General features: G+C 74.6%; 13 protein-coding genes and 1 pseudogene. 7 read left to right on the top strand and 7 right to left on the bottom strand.

What is annotated here, in order from left to right; all coding sequences use genetic code 11:
- Window positions 1-148: 148 nt before the first annotated feature.
- From ACIQFX_RS08875 to ACIQFX_RS08885, 3 genes are all read right to left on the bottom strand, one after another.
- Window positions 149-2,500, bottom strand: coding sequence for an alpha-N-acetylglucosaminidase (locus tag ACIQFX_RS08875; RefSeq protein WP_402460261.1), 2,352 nt, complete (start codon window positions 2,498-2,500; stop codon window positions 149-151).
- A 143-nt stretch (window positions 2,501-2,643) separates the two neighbouring features.
- Window positions 2,644-3,867 carry a GNAT family N-acetyltransferase gene (locus ACIQFX_RS08880; RefSeq protein ID WP_402460263.1) on the bottom strand — a complete coding sequence of 408 codons (1,224 nt, stop codon included), beginning with the start codon at window positions 3,865-3,867 and terminating at the stop codon, window positions 2,644-2,646.
- Window positions 3,868-3,955: 88 nt separating this feature from the next.
- A complete protein-coding gene (locus ACIQFX_RS08885) occupies window positions 3,956-4,987 on the bottom strand; it encodes a winged helix-turn-helix domain-containing protein (protein WP_402460264.1) in 1,032 nt (343 codons plus the stop codon).
- Between the two features lie 120 nt (window positions 4,988-5,107).
- Here ACIQFX_RS08885 and ACIQFX_RS08890 point away from each other — a divergent pair, with 120 nt between their 5' ends.
- On the top strand, window positions 5,108-6,070 hold the full coding sequence (locus tag ACIQFX_RS08890; protein ID WP_402460266.1) for a hypothetical protein: 963 nt from the start codon (window positions 5,108-5,110) through the stop codon (window positions 6,068-6,070).
- 55 nt (window positions 6,071-6,125) lie between these two features.
- Here the strand turns inward: ACIQFX_RS08890 and ACIQFX_RS08895 are convergent, their stop codons facing one another.
- Window positions 6,126-7,976 carry an ABC transporter ATP-binding protein gene (locus tag ACIQFX_RS08895; protein ID WP_402460268.1) on the bottom strand — a complete coding sequence of 617 codons (1,851 nt, stop codon included), beginning with the start codon at window positions 7,974-7,976 and terminating at the stop codon, window positions 6,126-6,128.
- 191 nt (window positions 7,977-8,167) lie between these two features.
- Here ACIQFX_RS08895 and ACIQFX_RS08900 point away from each other — a divergent pair, with 191 nt between their 5' ends.
- On the top strand, window positions 8,168-9,379 hold the full coding sequence (locus ACIQFX_RS08900; protein WP_402460271.1) for a glycosyltransferase: 1,212 nt from the start codon (window positions 8,168-8,170) through the stop codon (window positions 9,377-9,379).
- Window positions 9,380-9,409: 30 nt separating this feature from the next.
- Here the strand turns inward: ACIQFX_RS08900 and ACIQFX_RS08905 are convergent, their stop codons facing one another.
- On the bottom strand, window positions 9,410-10,249 hold the full coding sequence (locus ACIQFX_RS08905; RefSeq protein WP_402460272.1) for an alpha/beta fold hydrolase: 840 nt from the start codon (window positions 10,247-10,249) through the stop codon (window positions 9,410-9,412).
- Here ACIQFX_RS08905 and ACIQFX_RS08910 point away from each other — a divergent pair.
- Window positions 10,236-10,427, top strand: a complete 192-nt coding sequence (locus tag ACIQFX_RS08910; RefSeq protein ID WP_402460275.1) for a hypothetical protein — start codon at window positions 10,236-10,238, stop codon at window positions 10,425-10,427. The genes ACIQFX_RS08905 and ACIQFX_RS08910 overlap by 14 nt on opposite strands.
- Before the next feature lie 121 nt (window positions 10,428-10,548).
- A complete protein-coding gene (locus tag ACIQFX_RS08915; protein ID WP_376482176.1) occupies window positions 10,549-10,752 on the top strand; it encodes a cold-shock protein in 204 nt (67 codons plus the stop codon).
- Between the two features lie 98 nt (window positions 10,753-10,850).
- Here ACIQFX_RS08915 and ACIQFX_RS08920 read toward each other — a convergent pair whose 3' ends face one another.
- A complete protein-coding gene (locus ACIQFX_RS08920; RefSeq protein WP_402460699.1) occupies window positions 10,851-12,053 on the bottom strand; it encodes a PP2C family protein-serine/threonine phosphatase in 1,203 nt (400 codons plus the stop codon).
- Between the two features lie 358 nt (window positions 12,054-12,411).
- On the opposite strand from ACIQFX_RS08920, the gene ACIQFX_RS08925 reads away from it, so the two are divergent.
- A complete protein-coding gene (locus tag ACIQFX_RS08925) occupies window positions 12,412-14,787 on the top strand; it encodes an AAA family ATPase (RefSeq protein ID WP_402460277.1) in 2,376 nt (791 codons plus the stop codon).
- Window positions 14,788-14,836: 49 nt separating this feature from the next.
- On the opposite strand, the pseudogene ACIQFX_RS08930 reads toward ACIQFX_RS08925, so the two are convergent.
- A pseudogene (locus ACIQFX_RS08930) lies at window positions 14,837-15,806 on the bottom strand (oxidoreductase).
- Window positions 15,807-15,861: 55 nt separating this feature from the next.
- Between ACIQFX_RS08930 and ACIQFX_RS08935 the strand changes: the two are divergent.
- Both ACIQFX_RS08935 and ACIQFX_RS08940 read left to right on the top strand, forming a co-directional pair.
- Window positions 15,862-16,284, top strand: coding sequence for a MerR family transcriptional regulator (locus ACIQFX_RS08935; protein WP_402460279.1), 423 nt, complete (start codon window positions 15,862-15,864; stop codon window positions 16,282-16,284).
- 260 nt (window positions 16,285-16,544) lie between these two features.
- A complete protein-coding gene (locus tag ACIQFX_RS08940; protein WP_402460282.1) occupies window positions 16,545-18,431 on the top strand; it encodes an AMP-dependent synthetase/ligase in 1,887 nt (628 codons plus the stop codon).
- Window positions 18,432-18,587 lie beyond the last annotated feature (156 nt).

The following is an 18,587-nucleotide window of genomic DNA, read 5'->3' on the forward strand; positions in this document are numbered from 1 at the left end:
CGGGCGAGCCGGGCGAACCGGGAACCCGCCGCCCGCTGCCGGGTGAGCACACCGTGGAGCGGCTCGGCCCCCTCGCGGCCAGGATCAGGCCCCGCCCGCGGCGCCTCCGGCCCGCCACGCCGCAGCACGCGCGGAGCGACCGTCGGCCTCAACGACCGTCGGCCTCGGCGGCCCACGCGCCTCCCCGACCCGCGCACGGGATCACCACGGGCGTACGCGCCCCGCGCACGCCGCACGGTCCGTCCGTCCCGTCCGCCGCCCCGGACCCCCCGTCCCGGTCCGCCACCGCCAGGGCCGCGTGCACCTCGCCCGCCAGGGCGACCGGGTCGCCGGTCGGAGCCGACGGGTAGGCCCGGTGGCCACGGGCCCAGGCGTCGTCACCGGCGAACCAGTCGACGGCCGCCGGCGCCGTGCCGGTCACCAGGGCCTCGTCCAGCCCGGCGAAGAAGGCCGCCCAGCGCGGCGCGTAGACGTCGCGGAGCAGCCCGTCCCACTCGCGGTTGGCGTAGTCGTGCAGCCCGCCCGACTCGCTCGGGACCCGGTCGCCCCACGTGGTGAGGATCGAGCGGGCGTCGTACTCCAGCCGGTCGCGCTCGGCGGGGTCCGCGCCCCACGAGCGGGCGGCGGCGATCCACGGCCCGAGGAGGAACCTCCGGTCCGCGCCGACGAGCCGCGCGAGGAGCTCCTCGTCGGCGCCCCACTCGGCCACCAGCGTCCGGAAGGTCTCGAGGTCCCGGGCCTCGTAGGCGGCCTTGATCCGCGGCAGCAGGACGCGGGCCCGGTTGGTGAGCGCCTGCCGTGCCACGTCCACGACGTCGAAGCGGTACGCGTCCGTGGTCCGCAGCTCGGGCGCCACCCGGAGCAGCTCCGCGAGCGCGCGCTCCACCGTGTCCGCGTCGTAGCGCATGCCGGACGGGCTCCATCGCGCCGCCCTCGCCGTCGTCAGGCTCGGCCGCGCGGCGAACAGGCTGTCCTGCGGTTCGCTCCACGTGCCGGAAGGTCCGCTGTACGGGCCGATCCGCAGCTGCTCCCACGCGGCGGCCGCGTGCGGGTCGGCGCCGCCGTAGCGGCGGGCGGCGTAGGCGGCGAACCAGGCCCGGTGGTCGAGCGGGCCGGGCTGCCAGGCGAGTTCGGTGAACAGGTCGAACGCGGCGGGGTTCCCGCCGGTGCCCTCGGGGAGGTACGCGATGCCGCGCAGCGCGCTGTCGGGCTTCGACAGCCACGCGTGGAACCGGCTCGCCCACACGCCCGTGTTGGCCCCCAGGGTGGTGTGACCCCCGAAGTTGGAGATCGAGCCGAACGCGTACGCCGTCCCGCCCCACTCCGTCTCGCGGTCCAGACCGTCGTACCGGTCGGACAGGCCGTCGACGATCAGCACCCGGCTGCGGTCCACGCCGCTCAGGAGCTCCGCGCTCGGGTTCCGCTGCCAGCCGAGCATCACCCATGTGGCATCGGGGTGCGCCGCGTCCAGCGCCTTCTGGACGGCCCCGGCGGCCCGCGCCACGTCGACCGTCCCCGCCGTGCCGCCCTCGTGCAGCAGGTCCATCTTGAACATGTCGGTCTCGCCGAACCGCCGCGTCTGGGCCCGGTAGTACGCGGCGGCGAGCCGGTCGAAGACCGGCCCCGTCGGATCCAGCCAGTCAGGCCGGTCGAACCCCACCCACCGGCCCTGCGGGACCGTGACCGCACCCGGGTTCCTGGCGGCGAACCCCGGGGGCACCGTACCGAAGAAGCCCGGCAGCACCGGGGTCATGCCCAAGGACCGCAGGTGCCTCGTGATCCGGCTCCCCAGTGTCGCGCGCGCCTCGATCAACCGCTCCGACACCGGCCCCCCGTACCCCGACAGGTTCTGCAGCAGCCACCAGCCCTGATGGGCGGGTCCGGGGATCCACTCGCGCAACTCCGCCGGGTCGTAACCGAACTCCTGCAGCGCCCGGTAGGAGGCGTACTCGGCGCCGGTCGGCACGAAGACCTCGTTCACGCCGTGCAGCGCCATCACGTCGATGTCGCGCTGGTACGCCTCGAAGTCGCGGTAGGCGCCGGAATACCCCTCGTCCGTGTCGTTCAGCGCGTAGCGGTGGGGCACGGTCGCGGACCGGGCGAGGGTGCCGGGCACCGCGGGCAGGACGGCGGGGAGCCGCTCGGCGCTGTCGCCCGGCCATCCGATGTCGACCCCCGCGACCCGCTCCAGGTACCAGCCCACCCCCGCGAGCAGCGTGGCCGGCGACGTGCCCCGGACCCGGATCTTCCCTGCCCCGCCGGACACCGAGAACGAGGCGCCGGACGCGGACTCCTCGACCGGGACCAGGGTGAACTGCCCCGCCTGGAGTGGCAGCAGGCGCTTGAGCGCCGCGCGTGCGGGCTCCGTGTCGAAGGCCGGCGCGACGGGCGAGGCCGCCGCCCCCGGCAGGGACAGCGCGCCGGGCACGGCCGCCGTCGCGAAGGTCAGCGCCAGGACAGCGAGGGCGGTACGGCATCGAAGGACCGGGCGCGTGCCCATCTGACTCCCTGTTCGAAGAGGACGAGTGTCGTCCGCCACTCTCCGATGCCCCGCACCCCCGGCGTCGCAAGCGCAACCGGGAACGGGCAGACCTCATCCTCGCGGGTGACGCCACCCGTTGGCGTGCGCCGGTCCGCGCGCCCTCAGAACCAGTGGAGGCAGTGCGGGGCGCGTTCGGCGCGGAACAGGGCGTCGGCGAGGGCGACCGCCCCGGGTCGGTGGGCCCGGACGTGGCCGGCGCGCACGAGCGTGCTCGGGGTGGTGCCGCCGAGGTACAGCGAGCCGAGGTCCCGCACGTCCAGCGACAGATCGGGGTCCCGGTCCGTCGGGACGCACGCGGCCCGGCCGTCCCGGACGGTCAGAAGGTAGCGGCCGTGCTCCCCGAGGAACGGGTCGTCGACGTCGAGGACGAGCTCGCCGTCCGCGCACCAGCCGCGCGCGGCCAGCGCGCGCGGCACGTCGAGCAGGCGCACCCAGAGCCAGTCGGTGTCGCCGCCGACCTCGCCGGCGCGGAAGTCCGCGAGCTGCCAGCGCAGCGGATGCCCGGGCGGGACGTGCTTGAACACGACCTCGGACACCAGATCGTGCTCCAGGACGAACCGGGCCAGGGCGGTGAACACGGCGTCGTCGGTCGCGATGACCTCGTCGACCTTCAGGGTGTCGGCCTCGCCGAACGCGTAGCTGACGTACCCGTCCGGGATCCCGTCGGCGTCGCGGTGGACGGCGACGTAGCGCGGCACCGGCGAGATCGGCGGCTGCCCCGCACGCAACTCCCACCACCGGTGCGGCCGGGACAGCGCACCGGGCTGCGCCCGCCGGTACCGGTCGTAGACCTCCTCCAGGATCTTGCCGCACTCGGCACTGCGCAGCACCTCGACCGAGCCGGCCGCCGCCGACGCGCCCGGCGCGCCACCGGCGCGGGGAGCGGCGAACGCGGCCCGGTGGCGCGAGACCGTCAGCCGCGCCGTGTACGTCGCCGGCCCGTAGCCGAACCTGCCGTAGATCCGGGCCTCGGAGGCGAGGAGCACGGAGAGGAACTCGCCGCCGGCCCGCAGCTCCCCGAGCTGATGCCGCAGCATCGCGGTCAGCACTCCCTGGCGCCGGTGCGAGGGGAGCACGCCGACGGCGGTCAGCCCGGCGGCCGGCGCCAGGGTCCCGCCGGGCAGCGTGAGCTCGAAGGGGTAGGTGCCGGCGGTGCCGACGGGCCGTCCCTCCGCCGTGGTGGCGAGCACGCAGCGGTCCGCTTCGAGCGCCGACCACCACAGACCACCGCCGTCGACCGGGGTCTCGGGGAAGCGTCCGAACGCGGCGTGGAGGGTGTCGACGAAGACCCCGAAGTCCTCGTCCGTCGTCGTGCGCATCTCCATGGCCGCCATCGCCTCCTCGAATCGACGGCACCGCGCTCCGCGGTGCCCGGCCACAGTCCAACCTCGACACCCGTCCGGGGCAAGTCAATTACGGACGGACACCGGCCAGGAGCGCATGGCCGAGCGGCGTGAGGCTGTGGAGCACCGCCGTCCCGGTCCGCACGGTGTCGACCAGGCCCGCTCCCCGCAGCACGCCCGCGTGCTGGCTGGCCGCCGCCAGGGAGACCGAGGCGCGCTCCGCGAGAGCCGTCGTCGTCGCGGGGGAGCGCAGCAGCGCGAGGACCTGGGCCCGGGTGCGCCCGAGGAGGGCCGCCAGCGCCTCCGGCCGGTCACCGGGACCGTCGGTCCGGCCCGCGGCGGAGCCGTCGTACATGGGGTACACCAGGACGGTCGGCTCCTCGGGGCGGTACATCACCATCGGTCCGGTCGCGAACCACGAGGGGACGAGCAGCAGCCCGCGCCCGCACAGCGGGATGTCGTACGTCGACGCGGAGGGCAGGTGCAGCGTCGGCGCCTCCCAGCGCCACGTCGTGCCCAGGGTCGTCAGGAGGGCGTCGACACCGCCGCGCAGCAGCATCTCGGCCCGCAGTGCCCGGTCCGTCAGCGCGTCGCCGCGGATCCGCGGCCACAGCGGTTCCACCGACGTGCGGAAGTGGCGACGCGTGTCGTCGACCAGGGCGCGGGACGCGGCCGGGGACCCCTGGACGAGCTCGTGCGCCCACCGGCCTGGCCTGGCCAGACCCCCGTTCCAGCCCTCGGCGCGCGGTATCCCCAGGTCGAGCGCCAGCCGCTCCGCGGGCGTCGAGGCGGCCGACTCCAGCGCGCCGTCGAAGTCGTGCGCCGACGGCTGGAGCAGGAAGTCCGGTACGAACCCGTCCTCGGTGACCAGCTCGGCGAGCACACCGGCCCCGGCCGCCGCACCGGGGCGCAGGGACCGCTGCCACTCACGGGCGGAGGGGCGCGGCCGGTGGAACCGCGCCCCACCACGACCGCCGCCCTCCCACCCGCGCCCGACGCGCGCGATCAGACGCAGACTGAGGACGGTCTCCGACAGCGCGTCGGCCGCCGGGGCGAGGGTGATCCGGCGCAGATCGGCGGCAGTGAAGTGAAGGCGGATCATGCTGACCGATTATCGGCCCGGGGGACCCTTTCACCCAGGGATGAAAGGCCATGCGTTCGACCTGACGCCCCGGCAGGCTCCGGTTGTCCACCCCACCCAGCCCCACCGGAGGCCGCACCGATGCGCCGCACACCCGCCCGTACCGCCTGCCTCACCGCAGCCGTCCTCCTCGCCTCGCTCGCCACCGCACCCGGCCCCGCCGCCGCACGGGACCTGCCCGACACCTATGTCGTCTCCCGGGCACCCGGCGTGCTCCCCGAGGGGATCACCATCACCGGGGACGGCACCATGTACGTGTCCTCCGACGGCACCGGAGCGCTCCACCGGGGCCGCGTGGGCCGACCCGAGCTGACGCCCTTCCCCGCGAACGGCCTGGAGGACCGCCCCAGTTCCCTCGGTGTCCACACCGACCGGCGCGGCCGGATCCTCTCCGTCGGCGGCGCCACCCTGACCGTCCACGACCGCAAGGGCCGGCTCCTCGCCACCCGCACGGCCGCCGACGGACCGCTCGGCGCACCCCACCTCAACGACCTGGCCGTGACCGACGACGCGGTGTACGTCACCGACTGGGCCAACCCCGTCGTCCACCGCGCGGAGATCCGCGCCGACGGCGGCATCGGCCCGCTCGAACCCTGGCTCGACGTCCGCTCCGCGTTCCCGCAGTTCCCCGCGCGGTACTGGCTGTTGAACGGCATCGTGGCCGACGCGTCGGGGACCACCCTCCTCGTCGCGTCCAACGGCACCGAGGCCGTGTGGCGCGTCGACACGAGCGACAAGGGGATCACCCGACTCGACCTGGGCGACCAGTCCTTCGGCGCCGACGGCATGGTGCTCCACGGCCGCACCCTCTACGCCGTCCTCAACTACGGCGCCCCGCACGGGGTCTACATCGCCCGGCTGGACGAGGAACTGCGGACCGGCACCGTGACCCACCGCCTCACGGACGGGCCCTTCGCCCTCCCGACCACCCTCGCCCGGCACCGCTGCCGCCTCTACGTGGTCAACAGCCAGCTGGACCAGCCGCCGGGCCGGCCCCCGTACACCGTGAGCGCGGTGGCCGACCCGACCTGCGGGACCGCCTGACCCGGCGCCGGCGTCCCCCTGACCCACGGGGGTGGTCAGGGGGACGGCGGTGTCGTCAGCGCAGGTCGACCGGCGTGGCGGCGTCACCCGACGGCGTGACGCCGCCCGCCGTGTCGTCGAGGAAGCCGCCCGACTGGTGCTGCCACAGCTTCGCGTAGGAGCCCTGCGCGTCGAGCAGCTCCTGGTGCGAGCCCTGCTCGACGATCCGTCCGCGTTCCAGGACGACGAGCCGGTCCATCGTGGCCACCGTGCTCAGCCGGTGCGCCACGACGAGCGCCGTCCGTCCCTCCATCAGCCGCCACAGGGCGTCCTGGACGAGGATCTCGCTCTCCGAGTCGAGCGCGCTGGTCGCCTCGTCGAGCAGCAGGATCGGCGCGTCGCGCAGGATCGCCCGCGCCAGGGCGACCCGCTGGCGCTGGCCGCCGGACAGCTTCACCCCCCGCTCGCCGACCATGGTGCCGAACCCCTCGGGCAGGGCGTCGGCGAACTCGGTGACGTGCGCGGCCTCTGCGGCGCGGCGGATCTCCGCGTCGGTGGCCTCCGGCCGGGCGAACGCGATGTTGTCCCGCAGCGTGCGGTGGAACATCACCGGGTCCTGGGGCACGTAGGCGATCAGGCCGCGCAGGTCCGCCTGGCGCAGCCGGCTGATGTCCTGCCCGCCGACCAGGATCCGGCCGCCGTCGATGTCCGTCATCCGCAGCAGCAGCCGGGTGAGGGTCGTCTTGCCGCCGCCGGACCGCCCGACGAGACCGATCTTCGTCCCGCTCGGCACGTCGAGGTCGAGGCCCTCGAACAGCGGCTTCGTGCCGCCGTGCGCGAAGTCCACCCGCTCGAAGCGCACGTCCGACGGCCGCCCGACGAGCACGTCCGGGCTCACCGGGTCGCGCACGGTCGGCGGCTCCAGGAGCAGCTCCGTGAACTGGGCGGCCTCCGTCATCGAGCTCTCCAGCCGACGGTAGATCTGGTTGAACTCGAACATGATCCGCGTCGCGCTCGCGTAGTACGTGAAGGCCACGATCACCGCCTCCACCCCGTGCTCCGCCCCGCCGAGCCCCAGGGCGAGCACCAGACCCAGCACGTTCGTCAGCACCGACATCGGCGCGACCAGCGTGTCGATCCGCAGGTTGCCGTAGTCCCAGGAACGCAGCGTCAGCCGCCGCGACTCCGCGACGCGCGACCGGTGCTCGGCCGCCTCCCGGTCCTCCGCGGCGAACGCGCGGACCGTGTCCATGTTCATCAGACTGTCCGCGACGTGCCCCGACACCCGCGCGATCGCCTGCTCCCGCCGGGCGACGAGGACCTGACGCCGGCGGATCAGCGGTGCCGCGCACAGCCCCGTGAACGCGATCATCGCCAGGAGCCCGGCCACGAGCAGCGGGTCGTACTGCCACAGCACCACCGACGCGAACAGCAGGGGCAGGAAACTGCCCATCACCGAGAACGTCAGCGTGTCGACGAACTCCTCGAAGCGCGATGCGAAGCTCAGCACCCGCTTGGTCAGCGACCCCGCGAAGTTGTCGTGGAAGAAGGCCGCGTCCTTGGCGAACAGCTCGTCCATCCCGGTGACGTACAGGTGCTCGATCCCGCGTGCGTCGACGCGGTTCAGACAGTGCAGCCCGACACGCCACAACGTCTCGGCGAACAGCAGCACGCCCGCGAACCCGAGCACGTACGGCAGCATCGAGCCGACGTCCACGGCCTCCCCGCCGTCCCCGGCGATCCTCCCGACGAGCTTCGCCACGATCAGCGGCGCGATGTAGTTGATCCCGATGTTTCCGAGCGCCGGCAGCGCCATCGCCGGCAGCGTCAGCCACCGGAGTCGGACCAGTTCCCGGCCGTAGCAGCGCAGTGCCAGGAGCACCGAACCCTTGCTCGGTAATCCTTCGTGCGATTCAGCTGATCCCATACCCAACCCTGTGTTGTCTTACCGAAAGGTGAGCAAACGGATCGTCCCGCGCCGGCACCCCGGCGGTCCAAGCATTTTCGGGGCCGCCCTCCGCACGAACCGCGTACGTGTCCCCGAAGCCTCGCCCGAGGCCACGAACGGGCAGAATCTCCGGCGGACGCCGGACGAGGAAACGAACGGGGAGTCACGGAATGCGCGTGGTGCTGTCGACCTACGGGTCACGCGGAAGCGTCGAACCCATCGCCGCCCTCGCGGCGCGACTGCGGGAACTCGGCGCGGAGGCCCGGGTGTGCGCGCCGCCCGACCCCGAGTTCGCCGAGCGCCTCGCCGAGCTCGCCGTACCCATGGTGCCGACCGGCCGGCCCGTACGCCCCCTGGTCACGACGGTGCGGCCCGGGTCGGCCGCAGGCCTGGCGGAACGCGCCGCCGAACTGATGGGCGCGCAATTCGACACGGTCGCCGCGGCGGCCGAGGGGTGCGACGTCCTCGTGGCGACCGGGCCGCTGCCCGTCGTCACCGGCGCGCGCTCGGTGGCCGAGAAGCTGGGCATCCGCTACGTGCACGCCGGGCACCAGCCCGTCAGCCTGCCGTCCCCGCACCGCCGTCCGCCCGGTCGGCGGGGACGCCCGCTGTCCGAGGACGAGAACGACAACGAGGCGCTCTGGGCCGAGGACGCCCGCATCGCGGACGCGATGTTCGGCGACATGCTCGCTTCCCGGCGTGCGGCGTTCGGCCTCCCGCCGGTGGAGAACGTCCGCGACTACGCGTTCACCGACCACCCGTGGCTCGCCACGGACCCGGTCCTCTCACCGTGGCAGCCGACCGGCCTCGGCGTCGTACAGACCGGCGCCTGGCACGTCACCGACGAACGACCGCTCCCCGCAGACCTGGTGGACTTCCTCGACGCCGGCCCGCGGCCCCTCTACGTCGGCTTCGGCAGCATGCCCGGCGGTGCGGTGGCCGACGTCGCCCGCCTCGCCGTCGAGGCCGTCCGCGGCAAAGGCCACCGCGTCGTCGTCTCCCGGGGCTGGGCCGACCTGGCCCCCGCCGGCGGGGGCGACTGCCTCGTCGTCGGCGAGGTCAACCAGCAGGCCCTGTTCCGCCGGTGCGCCGCCGTGGTCCACCACGGCAGCGCGGCCACGACGACGACCGCCGCCCAGGCCGGCGTTCCCCAGCTGATCGTCCCCCGAGGAGCGGACCAGCCGTACTGGGCCGGGCGCGTCACCGACCTCGGCGTCGGCACCTCGTGCGCCGACCCCGCGCCGACCGTCGAGTCGCTGGCCGCGGCGCTCCGGCGGGCTCTCGACCCCGCACTCCGCACGCGCGCGGCCGCGGTGGCCGGAACCCTCCGCACCGACGGCACCACGGTCGCCGCGGGGCTGCTGCTCGACGGTGCGGGCTGACGGTCCCCGACCGGGCCCCGGTGTCTCCCGTCACCCGAGGAGGTCCTTCAGGACGCGCGCGGTCGCCCGCGGGAAGGCCGTGTTCCCGTTGTGCCCGCCGGGGAACTCGACCGGCCGGGTGTCCAGCCGGGCCGCCAGGGCCAGGGCGCAGCGGTACGTGTGGACCTGCGGCGGGGTCGTCCGGCCCGTCGCCGGGACGATCCGCGTCCCGGCGAGTGCGGCGGCCCGCAGGGGCTCGTCCGGGTGGAGGGTGTCCGAGGTGACGGCGGTGAACTCGGTGCCGATGAAATGGCCGAAGTTGGCCCGGCGCCGGGGCGTCATCGGCTGGGGGGTGAGGCCGTCCTCGGTGTCCTCGTGGGCCGGGTCGATGCCGAGGTGACGGGCGATGGCGGGGAAGGCCGCCGCCAGTCCTCCGTCCGCGTAGGCGGTCCGGATGGCGGTCAGCTCGGCGACGTGGTCGTCGCGGTCGGCGTCGGGCAGCAGGTTCGGCATGACGGGCTCGTGGGCGACGAGGGCGCTCAGTGCCCCCGGGTGGCGGGCCACGACCTGGAGTCCGATCGCCGCGCCCATGCTGAACCCGGCCATCAGCGCCGGCTCGTCGGTGACCTCCGCGAGCGGTCGGGTGGCGTCGTCGGCGTGGTCGGCCATGGTGACGGGCCGGGCGGGGGAGTCGAGCGTGCTGCGGGACAGGCCGCGGCGGTCGTACGTGACGACGGTGAAGCGGTCCGCCAGGTGCGGGACGAGGTCCACCGTGCGGTCCGCGTCGCCCTCGCCGCTCTGCGAGAGGAGGAGCACGGGCCCGCTGCCCTCGACCCGGTAGTGGAGCGTGGCGCCCGGGACGTCGAGCGTGCGGGGGGTGGCGGCGGTCATCCACCCCGCCGCGAACCCCTCCGCCCGGGTTGCCGAGGTCCGCGCCGGAACCGTCGACGACGCCCTCACCGCGCCCGACGGCACCCCGCCCCACCCCGACACCCTGCGGGACCTCACCGAGGCCCTCGCCCTCCTCTCCCGGCACCTCACCCCCGAGGTCGTCGGACGGCATCCGTAAGAAGATCGGATTGATGGGTGTAGGGACGCGTGAGGAGGGGGAAGACGCGTGTGGGTGCCCGTGGAAGGGTGCCCCAGGGGTCCGGCAGCGGACCGCTGCTGATTTGACCAGAGGAACGAGCATGGCCAGCGGCACTGTGAAGTGGTTCAACTCCGAGAAGGGGTTCGGTTTCATCGCCCAGGACGGCGGCGGCCCGGACGTCTTCGCCCACTACTCCAACATCTCGGGCAACGGCTACCGCGAACTGACCGAGGGTGAGTCCGTCACCTTCGACATCACGCAGGGCCAGAAGGGCCCGCAGGCCGAGAACATCGTCCGCGGCTGAGCTCCGGTCACGACTTCTCCACCGACGGCGCCCGCACCCCGTGCGGGCGCCGTCGGCATGCCCGGCCGCGCCCGTCGACCGCCTGACGGCCGGTCCGCTCACTGCCGGGGCTGCTCGTGCGGGCGTTGGAGGCGGAGCACGACGAGGGCCGTGTCGTCGGTGCTGCCGCCCGGCGGGAGGAGGCTGCCGAGCAGGACGTTGGCCAGCGTCTCGGGCGCGGTGGTGTGGTGGTGCGCAAGCGCGTCGGCGAGCCGGTTCAGACCGGTGTCGATGTCCTCGTGGCGACGCTCGATCAGTCCGTCGGTGTAGAGGACCAGGACGGATCCCTCCGCGAACGCGGTCCGGGCCTGGGGGCGCGGCGCGTGCTCCGGGTGCGCGCCGAGCGGCGGGTCGGTCGCCTCGTCGAGCAGCACCACCGTGCCGTCGGGGTGGCAGAGCGCCGGTGGGGGATGCCCGGCACTGCTGTACGTGAGGGTGCGGCTGTCCCAGTCGATGAAGACGGACACGGCGGTGGTGGACTCGGCGCCGTAGATGTCCCGCGCGTACAGATCGAGCACGTCGAGCGCCTGCGCCGGGCCGTCGGCGACCCGGGACGCCGCGGACAGGGCGCTGCGGAGCTGCCCCATGACCCCGGCGGCGCGCAGCCCGTGGCCGACGACGTCACCGACCGCGACCGCCGTACGGCCGGGCAGGTCGACCAGGTCGTACCAGTCGCCGCAGACGTTCAGCGCCCCCGTCGCGGGTCGGTAGCGCACCGCGGCCTGGTGGCGCCCGAGCAGCCGCGGCGTGGGCAGCATCGCCTCCTGGAGATGGAGCGCCACCTCGCGTTCACGGGCGTGGGCACGCCGCAGCCGCTCGTTGACCTCCTGCAACTCGCGGGCCCGCGTGTACAGCTCGGACTCGAGCACCTGCGCGCGGTCCCCGCCGCCGCGGGCGCGAATGAGCTCGGTGACCTCCTCCACCCGGTGCAGCAGCAGGGCCACGGAGCCGTCGGACGCCAGCACCGCCGTGTTGACCGGACTCCAGTACCGCTCCCGCCACTCACCGGGCCGGTCGGGATCCTCGACGTCGTAGCGCTGCACCGCCATGCTGTCGCGCTCCCCGGTGGCCACGACCCGCTCCAGCGAGGCGCGCAGGTTGCGCATGCCCGTCGCCGACGGGTCCTGGGGGTTGTCGGGAAACACGTCGAACAGGTAGCGGCCGACGACCTGCTCCCGCGTGCGCCCGGCCGCCGTCAGGAACGCCTCGTTCACGTCGGCGTACACCAGCCCCGGCGTCAGCAGCGCCAGCGCGCCCGGCATCGCCTGGAAGACCACCTGATAGTCGATCCCGGGTCCGCTCACCGTCCACCTGTCCCCGCGCCGCTCCCGCCCTGGGGCTGCTCCCACGCTAGGCGCGGGCCCGGGGCGCGGCCTGCGGCGTTACGCCGTTCGGACTCCTGCCCGTACCGCTCGCATGTTCTTCCGTTCACCGTGGCGGGTGGTTCCTCGGGTGTCCGCGCCACCCGCGAACGGCGGAGCGCGTTGGGTTTGCCGTGACGCCGGTGCAGTGACGGTTCTGCAATCGGGACCTGCAGGTTTCAGCGCCGACCCGCGCCCTTGGCGGGGCGGCGGCGTCCGGCGACGAGAGCGACGACCTGGATGGTGGGCAGTGCCGGAGATGTGGACTCGCGGCGACGGACACGGCACCCGGTTCGTGGACCGCTTCCCGGGCGGACGCGGCCTGGTCGGACGCGACGGCGAACTCGCGGCACTCCGCGACGCCCTCTCCCGGCACCGCCTGGTCACCGTGACGGGAGCGGTCGGCACGGGAAAGAGCAGCCTGGCCCGCACGGCCCTCGCCCCGCCGCGGCACGACCCCGGACGGACGATCGTCCACGTGCGCTGGCACGACGGGGTTCCCGTGGGCCGCCGCGCCCTGGCGGGCAGGGTCGCCCGCTCCCTGAACCCCGGCGGCCCCCCGCCGGACCCGACGGACACGGACGTCACGGCCGTCACGCGTGCCCTCCCGCCCGGCGAGGTCCTGCTCTTCCTCGACGACGTCGACCCCGTGCACACCGAATGCGTCGGCCTCGTCCAGGCACTCCTCATGGCCCTGCCGACCCTGCGGATCCTGGTGACCGCACGCCGCCCCCTCGGACTCGGCGACGAGAAGGTCGTCCGCCTGGGCCCGCTCCGCTTCGAGGCCGTACGCGCCGAGCTCCCGCCCCGGCCCGCCGGGACGCGACGAACCGAGGAAGCGCCGGGCCGGGAAGCGGGAACCGAAGCGGTGCGAGTCGTACGGGCACGCGGCGACGGCGCACGCGCCGAGGGCACGCGCGCCGAGGGCCTGCGTGCCGATGGGCCGCGCGTCGAGGCCGTGAGCGCCGAGGGGCCGCGAGCCGAGGGCGTACAAGCCGCCGCCGGGGCGAGGTCCACGCCCGCCGCGGAGCTCCTCCTCTCCCGCGCGCGAGAGCGTGGATGGACGGGTGAAGCCCCCGATCCCGCGGCCGTGGCACGGGTGTGCCGACTGCTCGAAGGAGTACCCCTGGCCCTCGAACTGGCCGCGGCCCGGCTGGGGGAGTGGACCATGGACGAACTGGCCGCCCGCATCGAGGCCGACCAGTGCGGGCTCGCCGACCCGGCGCCGCTCCTCCGACGGCACCGCTCCCTGCGGACCGCGGTCGGAGCCGTGCACTCCCTGTGCGGACCCGCGGCGCGCGGGGTGTGGCGCCGCGCCGGCGTCTTCGCCGGGCCGTTCACGGAGGCGGCGGCGGTGTTCGTCTGCGCGGGTTCGGGGCTCGCGCCGCACGAGGTGCCTCCCGCGTTGGCGGTGCTGAGCGCGGCGGGAGTCCTCCAGGTGCTCGGCGATCCGGGAGGAGTGAGCAGGCCCCGCTACCGCATGGCCCGCTCCGCCCGTGACTTCGCCGCGGAACGGCTGGCCGCAGCGGGCGAACTGGCCGTCACACGGGACCGGCACGCCGTCCACTTCCGGGGGGTCGCCGCCGTCGCCGAGACCCTGTGGAACACGGGCCTCCAGCGGCAGGCACTGCAGACCGTCCAGGACGAGCACGACGACCTGATGGCCCTGGTCCGCCGCGGGGCGGCCCAGGCCGAATCCGGTCCCACCGGGGCCGATCCCACCGGAGTCGACCATTCCGGAGTCGACCGCTCCGGTGTCGGTCCCACCGGAGCAGGCCACTTCGGCGCCGATCGCGCCGGATCCGACCCCAGCCGGGCGGACGGCGACGCCATGGACCCCACCGGCATGGACCCCACCGGCACCGGTCAGGCCGAGACCGCGCTGGAGACCGCGCTCCACCTCTGGTTCTGGTGGGCGGTCCACGATCACGCCGCGGAAGGCAGCGCCCACCTGCGGGCCCTGCTGCCCCCGCTCCCCTCCGACAGCGTGCTCGTGGCACAGGGCCGGTGGCTCGCGGCCTGGCTGTGCACGGCACCGGACCCCCGTACGGCGCACGACCTGCTCTCCCTCGCCTGGCCGGTCGCCGTCCTGCACGGCGACGACGCGCTGATCGGCCGCATCGCCCACGTCCACGGCACGCTGGCCTGGGAGCGACGGGATCCGGAAGCCGCCGCCGCGTACTACCGCCAGGCCGCCGACACCGTGCCCGACGGGGCTCCGGGAGGCCCGCCGCCCATGGTCAGCCTCGCCGCCCTCGCCGTCGTCCAGGCCCACCGGGACCCCGCGGCCGCCGCCCGCACCGCCCGCCGCGCCCTCGCCCAGCCGAACGGCCGCAACGACGCCTGGGCCACGGCCCTCGCCCACTACGCCCGAGCCCTCGCCGACCACCAGGCCGGCCGCGCCGCCCGCGCCCGCCGGCGGGCCCTCCGCGCGCTCGCCGACCTCGAATCCCGACTCGACGCCCCCCACGCCCGCAGTGCCCTCCGGCACCTCCTGACCACCCTGGACCCCCGCACCCCTCCGCCCGGCACCCCCGTACCCGCGCCCCGCTCCCCGGCGCGCCCGATGGGCGGGCCGCTGCCCTGGTTCACCGTCAGGACGGCGGTCCCGACGCCGTTCGACCAGGTCGAGTAGCCCGCCTCGCCCCGCCCCGGTCGCCTACCGCCGTCGGCCGTACGCCCGTTCACCGGGCGATCGGGGCGGTGCCGGTCGCCGCGAGGGAGAGTTCCCAGAGCCGAGCGGCGGCGTCGGGGGCGACGGCGTAGGCGCGGACGCCGCCGTCGTCCATGGGCTCGTGAGGGGCGGAGACGAGGGCGGCGTCGCAGTCCTCCAGGCAGGGCCCGCCGTGTGTGTCGAGGAGGGGGACGTGGCCGCCCACAGGCCGGTGGCGGCGTCCTGGGAGGGGGTCTTGAAGCCGGCGCCGATCACGTTGCCGTGCTCGTCCACCCACCCGCGGTCCACCTGCTCCTGGAGGCTCATCTCCCGCCGGAGCCCCGTGATGATCCTGCCGGGGTGGAGTGCGAACGCCCGGACGCCGTCGCCGCGTCCGAGGGCGTCGAGGTGGACGGCGAACAGGGCGTTGGCGCTCTTGACCTGGCCGTAGGCGAGCCACTTGTCGTAGCCGGCGCGGAAGTGCGGGTCGTGCCGGCGGATGTCGGTCAGGGCGTGCCCGGCGGAGCCTTTGACCACGACGCGCGCGCCGTCCGCGGCGGCCAGGAGCGGGTAGGGCTCGCCGGTGAGCGCGAAGTGCCCGAAGCGGTTGGCGGCGAACTGGCTCTCCCCGCCGGGCCCGACGAGCCGCTCCGGGGCGGCCAAGGTGCCCGCGACGGCCATAGGAGGTCGAGCCGGTCGATCCGGTCGCCGATCCGCGCGGCGGCGGCGCGCACGCTGCCGAGGTCCGCCAGGTCCATGGCGACGACCTCGCAGCCGTCCACGCCCCGGAGGACGGTGCGGGCGGTGTCGGGACGGCGGGCCGGAACGATGACGCGGGCCCCGGCGGCCGCCAGGCTCCGGGTGGTCTCCAGCCCGAGTCCGGAGTAGCCCCCGGTCACCACGGCGGTCGTGCCGGAGAGGTCCAGGCCGTCCATGACGTCCTCGGCGGTGGTGGCGGCGGAGAAGGGCGAGCCGAGCGGCCGCTGGTCAGGAGGGGGCATGACGCCGACGCTACGATCTGGAGCGAGGTCTGGATCAAGTCCTGGACTGCCCCGCATGACGACCACCGGGACGCACGAGGAGTCGCTGGGCATCGGCGAGGTGGCCGAACGGGCCGGACTCGGCGTGCACGCCCTGCGCTTCTACGAGCGCGAGGGCCTGCTGGTCGGACCGGTGCACCGCACGGCGGGCGGCCGGCGGCGGTACACCGCCTTCGAGGTGGACTGGCTGCTGATCTGCGTCGGACTCCGGGAATCCGGCATGCCGCTCTCCGAACTCGGCCGCTTCGCCGACCTGGTGCGGCAGGGCCCCGGCAACGAGGCGGAACGCCTGAGCCTGCTCGACGCCCACCGCCTGCGCGTCGACGCCCGGATCCAGGCACTGGAGGAGTGCCGTTCCGTCATCGCCTGGAAGGTCGGCGTCTACGCCGAGCACCTCGCTCGCGGCGAGGCCGGCGGGCTCTGGGACCCGACCGCCTGAGGCGAGCACGGACCACCGTGCCGACGACGCCGACCTTCCGGCCCACGAGGGGTCGAGGAGCCGGAAGAGAACCACCCGGCCGTCGGGGTCCCACCGGAACTCCGCAGCCTCCGCCGACGCCCTCGATCCCGCCGTCGCCTCGAACTTTCCTGCCCGGATCCCCTTACCGGCGGGAAGGTTTGGCCTTAGCCTCGGCCCTGCGCGCAAGTTACCTGTCAGTTGACGAATCTGTGATGGGCGCACCGGGCCCGGAGGTCGACATGAGTTCCGCGCAGTATCCGCTGGAAAGCCGCCCGCACTCGGTGGCGCACCTCTTCCTCTCCAGGGTCGAGGCGACACCCGGCCGGGAGGCGTACCGCTACCCCGTGGCGGGCGACCCGGGGGCGCACGGCGCCGAGGAGTGGCGGTCGCTGACGTGGGCGCAGACGGCGGAACGGGTGAAGGCCATCGCGGCCGGCCTGCTGGCGCTGGGGCTGCGGCCCGAGGAGCGGGTGGCCATCTCCTCCTCCACGCGCATCGAGTGGATCCTGGCCGACATGGGGGTGATGTGCGCGGGAGGCGCCGCGACCGCCGTGTACCCGAGCACCAACGCCGACGAGACGGCCTACATCCTCGCGGACTCCGACAGCCGGGCGATCTTCGTCGAGGACGCCGCGCAGCTGGCCAAGGTGGCCGAGCACAAGGACCGCCTGCCCGGCCTCGACCACGCGATCCTCTTCGACACCGAGGCGGACCCGCCCCCGGTCGAGGGAGTGGAGACGCTGACCCTCGCCGAGCTGGAGCGGCGCGGTGCGGCGCACCTGCGGGACCACCCGGACGCGATCGAGACCGCGGTCCGGGCCATCGAGCCGGACCGACTCGCCACCCTCATCTACACCTCCGGGACCACCGGCCGCCCGAAGGGCGTGCGGCTGGTCCACGACTGCTGGTCCTACCAGGGCGTCGCGCAGGAGGCCACCGGCCTCGTACGCCCCGACGACGTGCAGTTCCTGTGGCTTCCGCTGTCCCACGTCTTCGGCAAGGCCCTGATATCCGGTCAGGTCACGTCCGGTCACGTGATGGCCGTGGACGGGCGGATCGACCGCATCATCACCAACCTGCCCGTCGTCCGGCCCACCGTGATGGCGTCCGCGCCGAGGGTCTTCGAGAAGGTCTACAACGGCATCGCGTCCAGGGCGAGGGCCGAGGGCGGGGTCAAGTACAAGATCTTCCTGTGGGCGGCCGAGGTCGCCCGCGACCACGCCAGGACCGGGCAGGAACGGATGGTCACGACCGGGCGCCGCACGGTGCCCCTGTGGCTCTCCGTCCAGCACGCGGTGGCCGACAGGCTCGTCTACGGCAAGATCCGCGCGGCCTTCGGGGGGCGGCTCCGCGGCAGCGCCTCGGGCAGCGCCGCACTCGCCCCCGACATCGGCTACTTCTTCGCCGGCGCGGGCGTCCCCGTGCTCGAAGGCTACGGACTGACCGAGACCAGCGCCGCCTGCACCGTCAACCCCGCCGACGACTTCCGGGTCGGCACGGTCGGCAGGACCCTCCCCGGCACCGAGGTCCGCATCGCCGAGGACGGCGAGATCCTCCTGCGCGGCCCCGGCATCATGCGCGGCTACCACAACCTCCCGGATAAGACCGCCGAAGTGCTGGAGGCCGACGGCTGGTTCCGCACCGGCGACATCGGCGACGTCGACAAGGACGGCTTCGTCCGCATCACCGACCGCAAGAAGGACCTCTTCAAGACCTCGGGCGGCAAGTACGTGGCCCCCTCCGAGATCGAGGGCCGCTTCAAGGCCGTCTGCCCGTACGTCAGCAACATCCTGGTCATCGGCAACGGCCGCAACTACTGCACCGCCCTCATCACCCTCGACGAAACCGCGATCATGCCCTGGGCGGCGGCCCACGGCCAGGCCGGCCGCCACTACGCCGAGGTCGCCTCCTCCCCGGACACCCACGCCCTCATCGACGGCTTCGTCCAGCGCGTCAACGCCGACCTCCAGCGGTGGCAGACCATCAAGAAGTTCTCCCTCCTTCCCCGCGACCTCGACGTCGAACACGGCGAGCTCACGCCCAGCCTCAAGGTCAAGCGGCCCTTCGTCGAGAAGGAGTACGCCCACCTCGTCGAAGCCATGTACGAAGGCTCCCGCGAGGCCTGACACCCCCGCCGTGGGGGGGCCCCCCCCCCCCCCGCCGGGGGGGGCCCGCGCCCCCCCCCCCCCCCCCCCCCCCCCGGCGCCCGCGGGGGGGCCCCCCCCCCCCCCCCCGGGGGCCCCCCCCCCCCCCCCCCCCCCCCGGGGGGGGGGCGGGGCCCC

Source organism: Streptomyces sp. NPDC093089, from assembly GCF_044754405.1.
GTDB lineage: Bacteria > Actinomycetota > Actinomycetes > Streptomycetales > Streptomycetaceae > Streptomyces.

Bases quoted from the DNA above. Each gene is read 5' to 3' on its own strand.
- ACIQFX_RS08875 (WP_402460261.1), bottom strand. From the start codon at position 2,500: ATGGGCACGCGCCCGGTCCTTCGATGCCGTACCGCCCTCGCTGTCCTG.
- ACIQFX_RS08880 (WP_402460263.1), bottom strand. From the start codon at position 3,867: ATGGAGATGCGCACGACGACGGACGAGGACTTCGGGGTCTTCGTCGAC.
- ACIQFX_RS08885 (WP_402460264.1), bottom strand. From the start codon at position 4,987: ATGATCCGCCTTCACTTCACTGCCGCCGATCTGCGCCGGATCACCCTC.
- ACIQFX_RS08890 (WP_402460266.1), top strand. From the start codon at position 5,108: ATGCGCCGCACACCCGCCCGTACCGCCTGCCTCACCGCAGCCGTCCTC.
- ACIQFX_RS08895 (WP_402460268.1), bottom strand. From the start codon at position 7,976: ATGGGATCAGCTGAATCGCACGAAGGATTACCGAGCAAGGGTTCGGTG.
- ACIQFX_RS08900 (WP_402460271.1), top strand. From the start codon at position 8,168: ATGCGCGTGGTGCTGTCGACCTACGGGTCACGCGGAAGCGTCGAACCC.
- ACIQFX_RS08905 (WP_402460272.1), bottom strand. From the start codon at position 10,249: ATGACCGCCGCCACCCCCCGCACGCTCGACGTCCCGGGCGCCACGCTC.
- ACIQFX_RS08915 (WP_376482176.1), top strand. From the start codon at position 10,549: ATGGCCAGCGGCACTGTGAAGTGGTTCAACTCCGAGAAGGGGTTCGGT.
- ACIQFX_RS08920 (WP_402460699.1), bottom strand. From the start codon at position 12,053: ATGCCGGGCGCGCTGGCGCTGCTGACGCCGGGGCTGGTGTACGCCGAC.
- ACIQFX_RS08925 (WP_402460277.1), top strand. From the start codon at position 12,412: ATGTGGACTCGCGGCGACGGACACGGCACCCGGTTCGTGGACCGCTTC.
- ACIQFX_RS08935 (WP_402460279.1), top strand. From the start codon at position 15,862: ATGACGACCACCGGGACGCACGAGGAGTCGCTGGGCATCGGCGAGGTG.
- ACIQFX_RS08940 (WP_402460282.1), top strand. From the start codon at position 16,545: ATGAGTTCCGCGCAGTATCCGCTGGAAAGCCGCCCGCACTCGGTGGCG.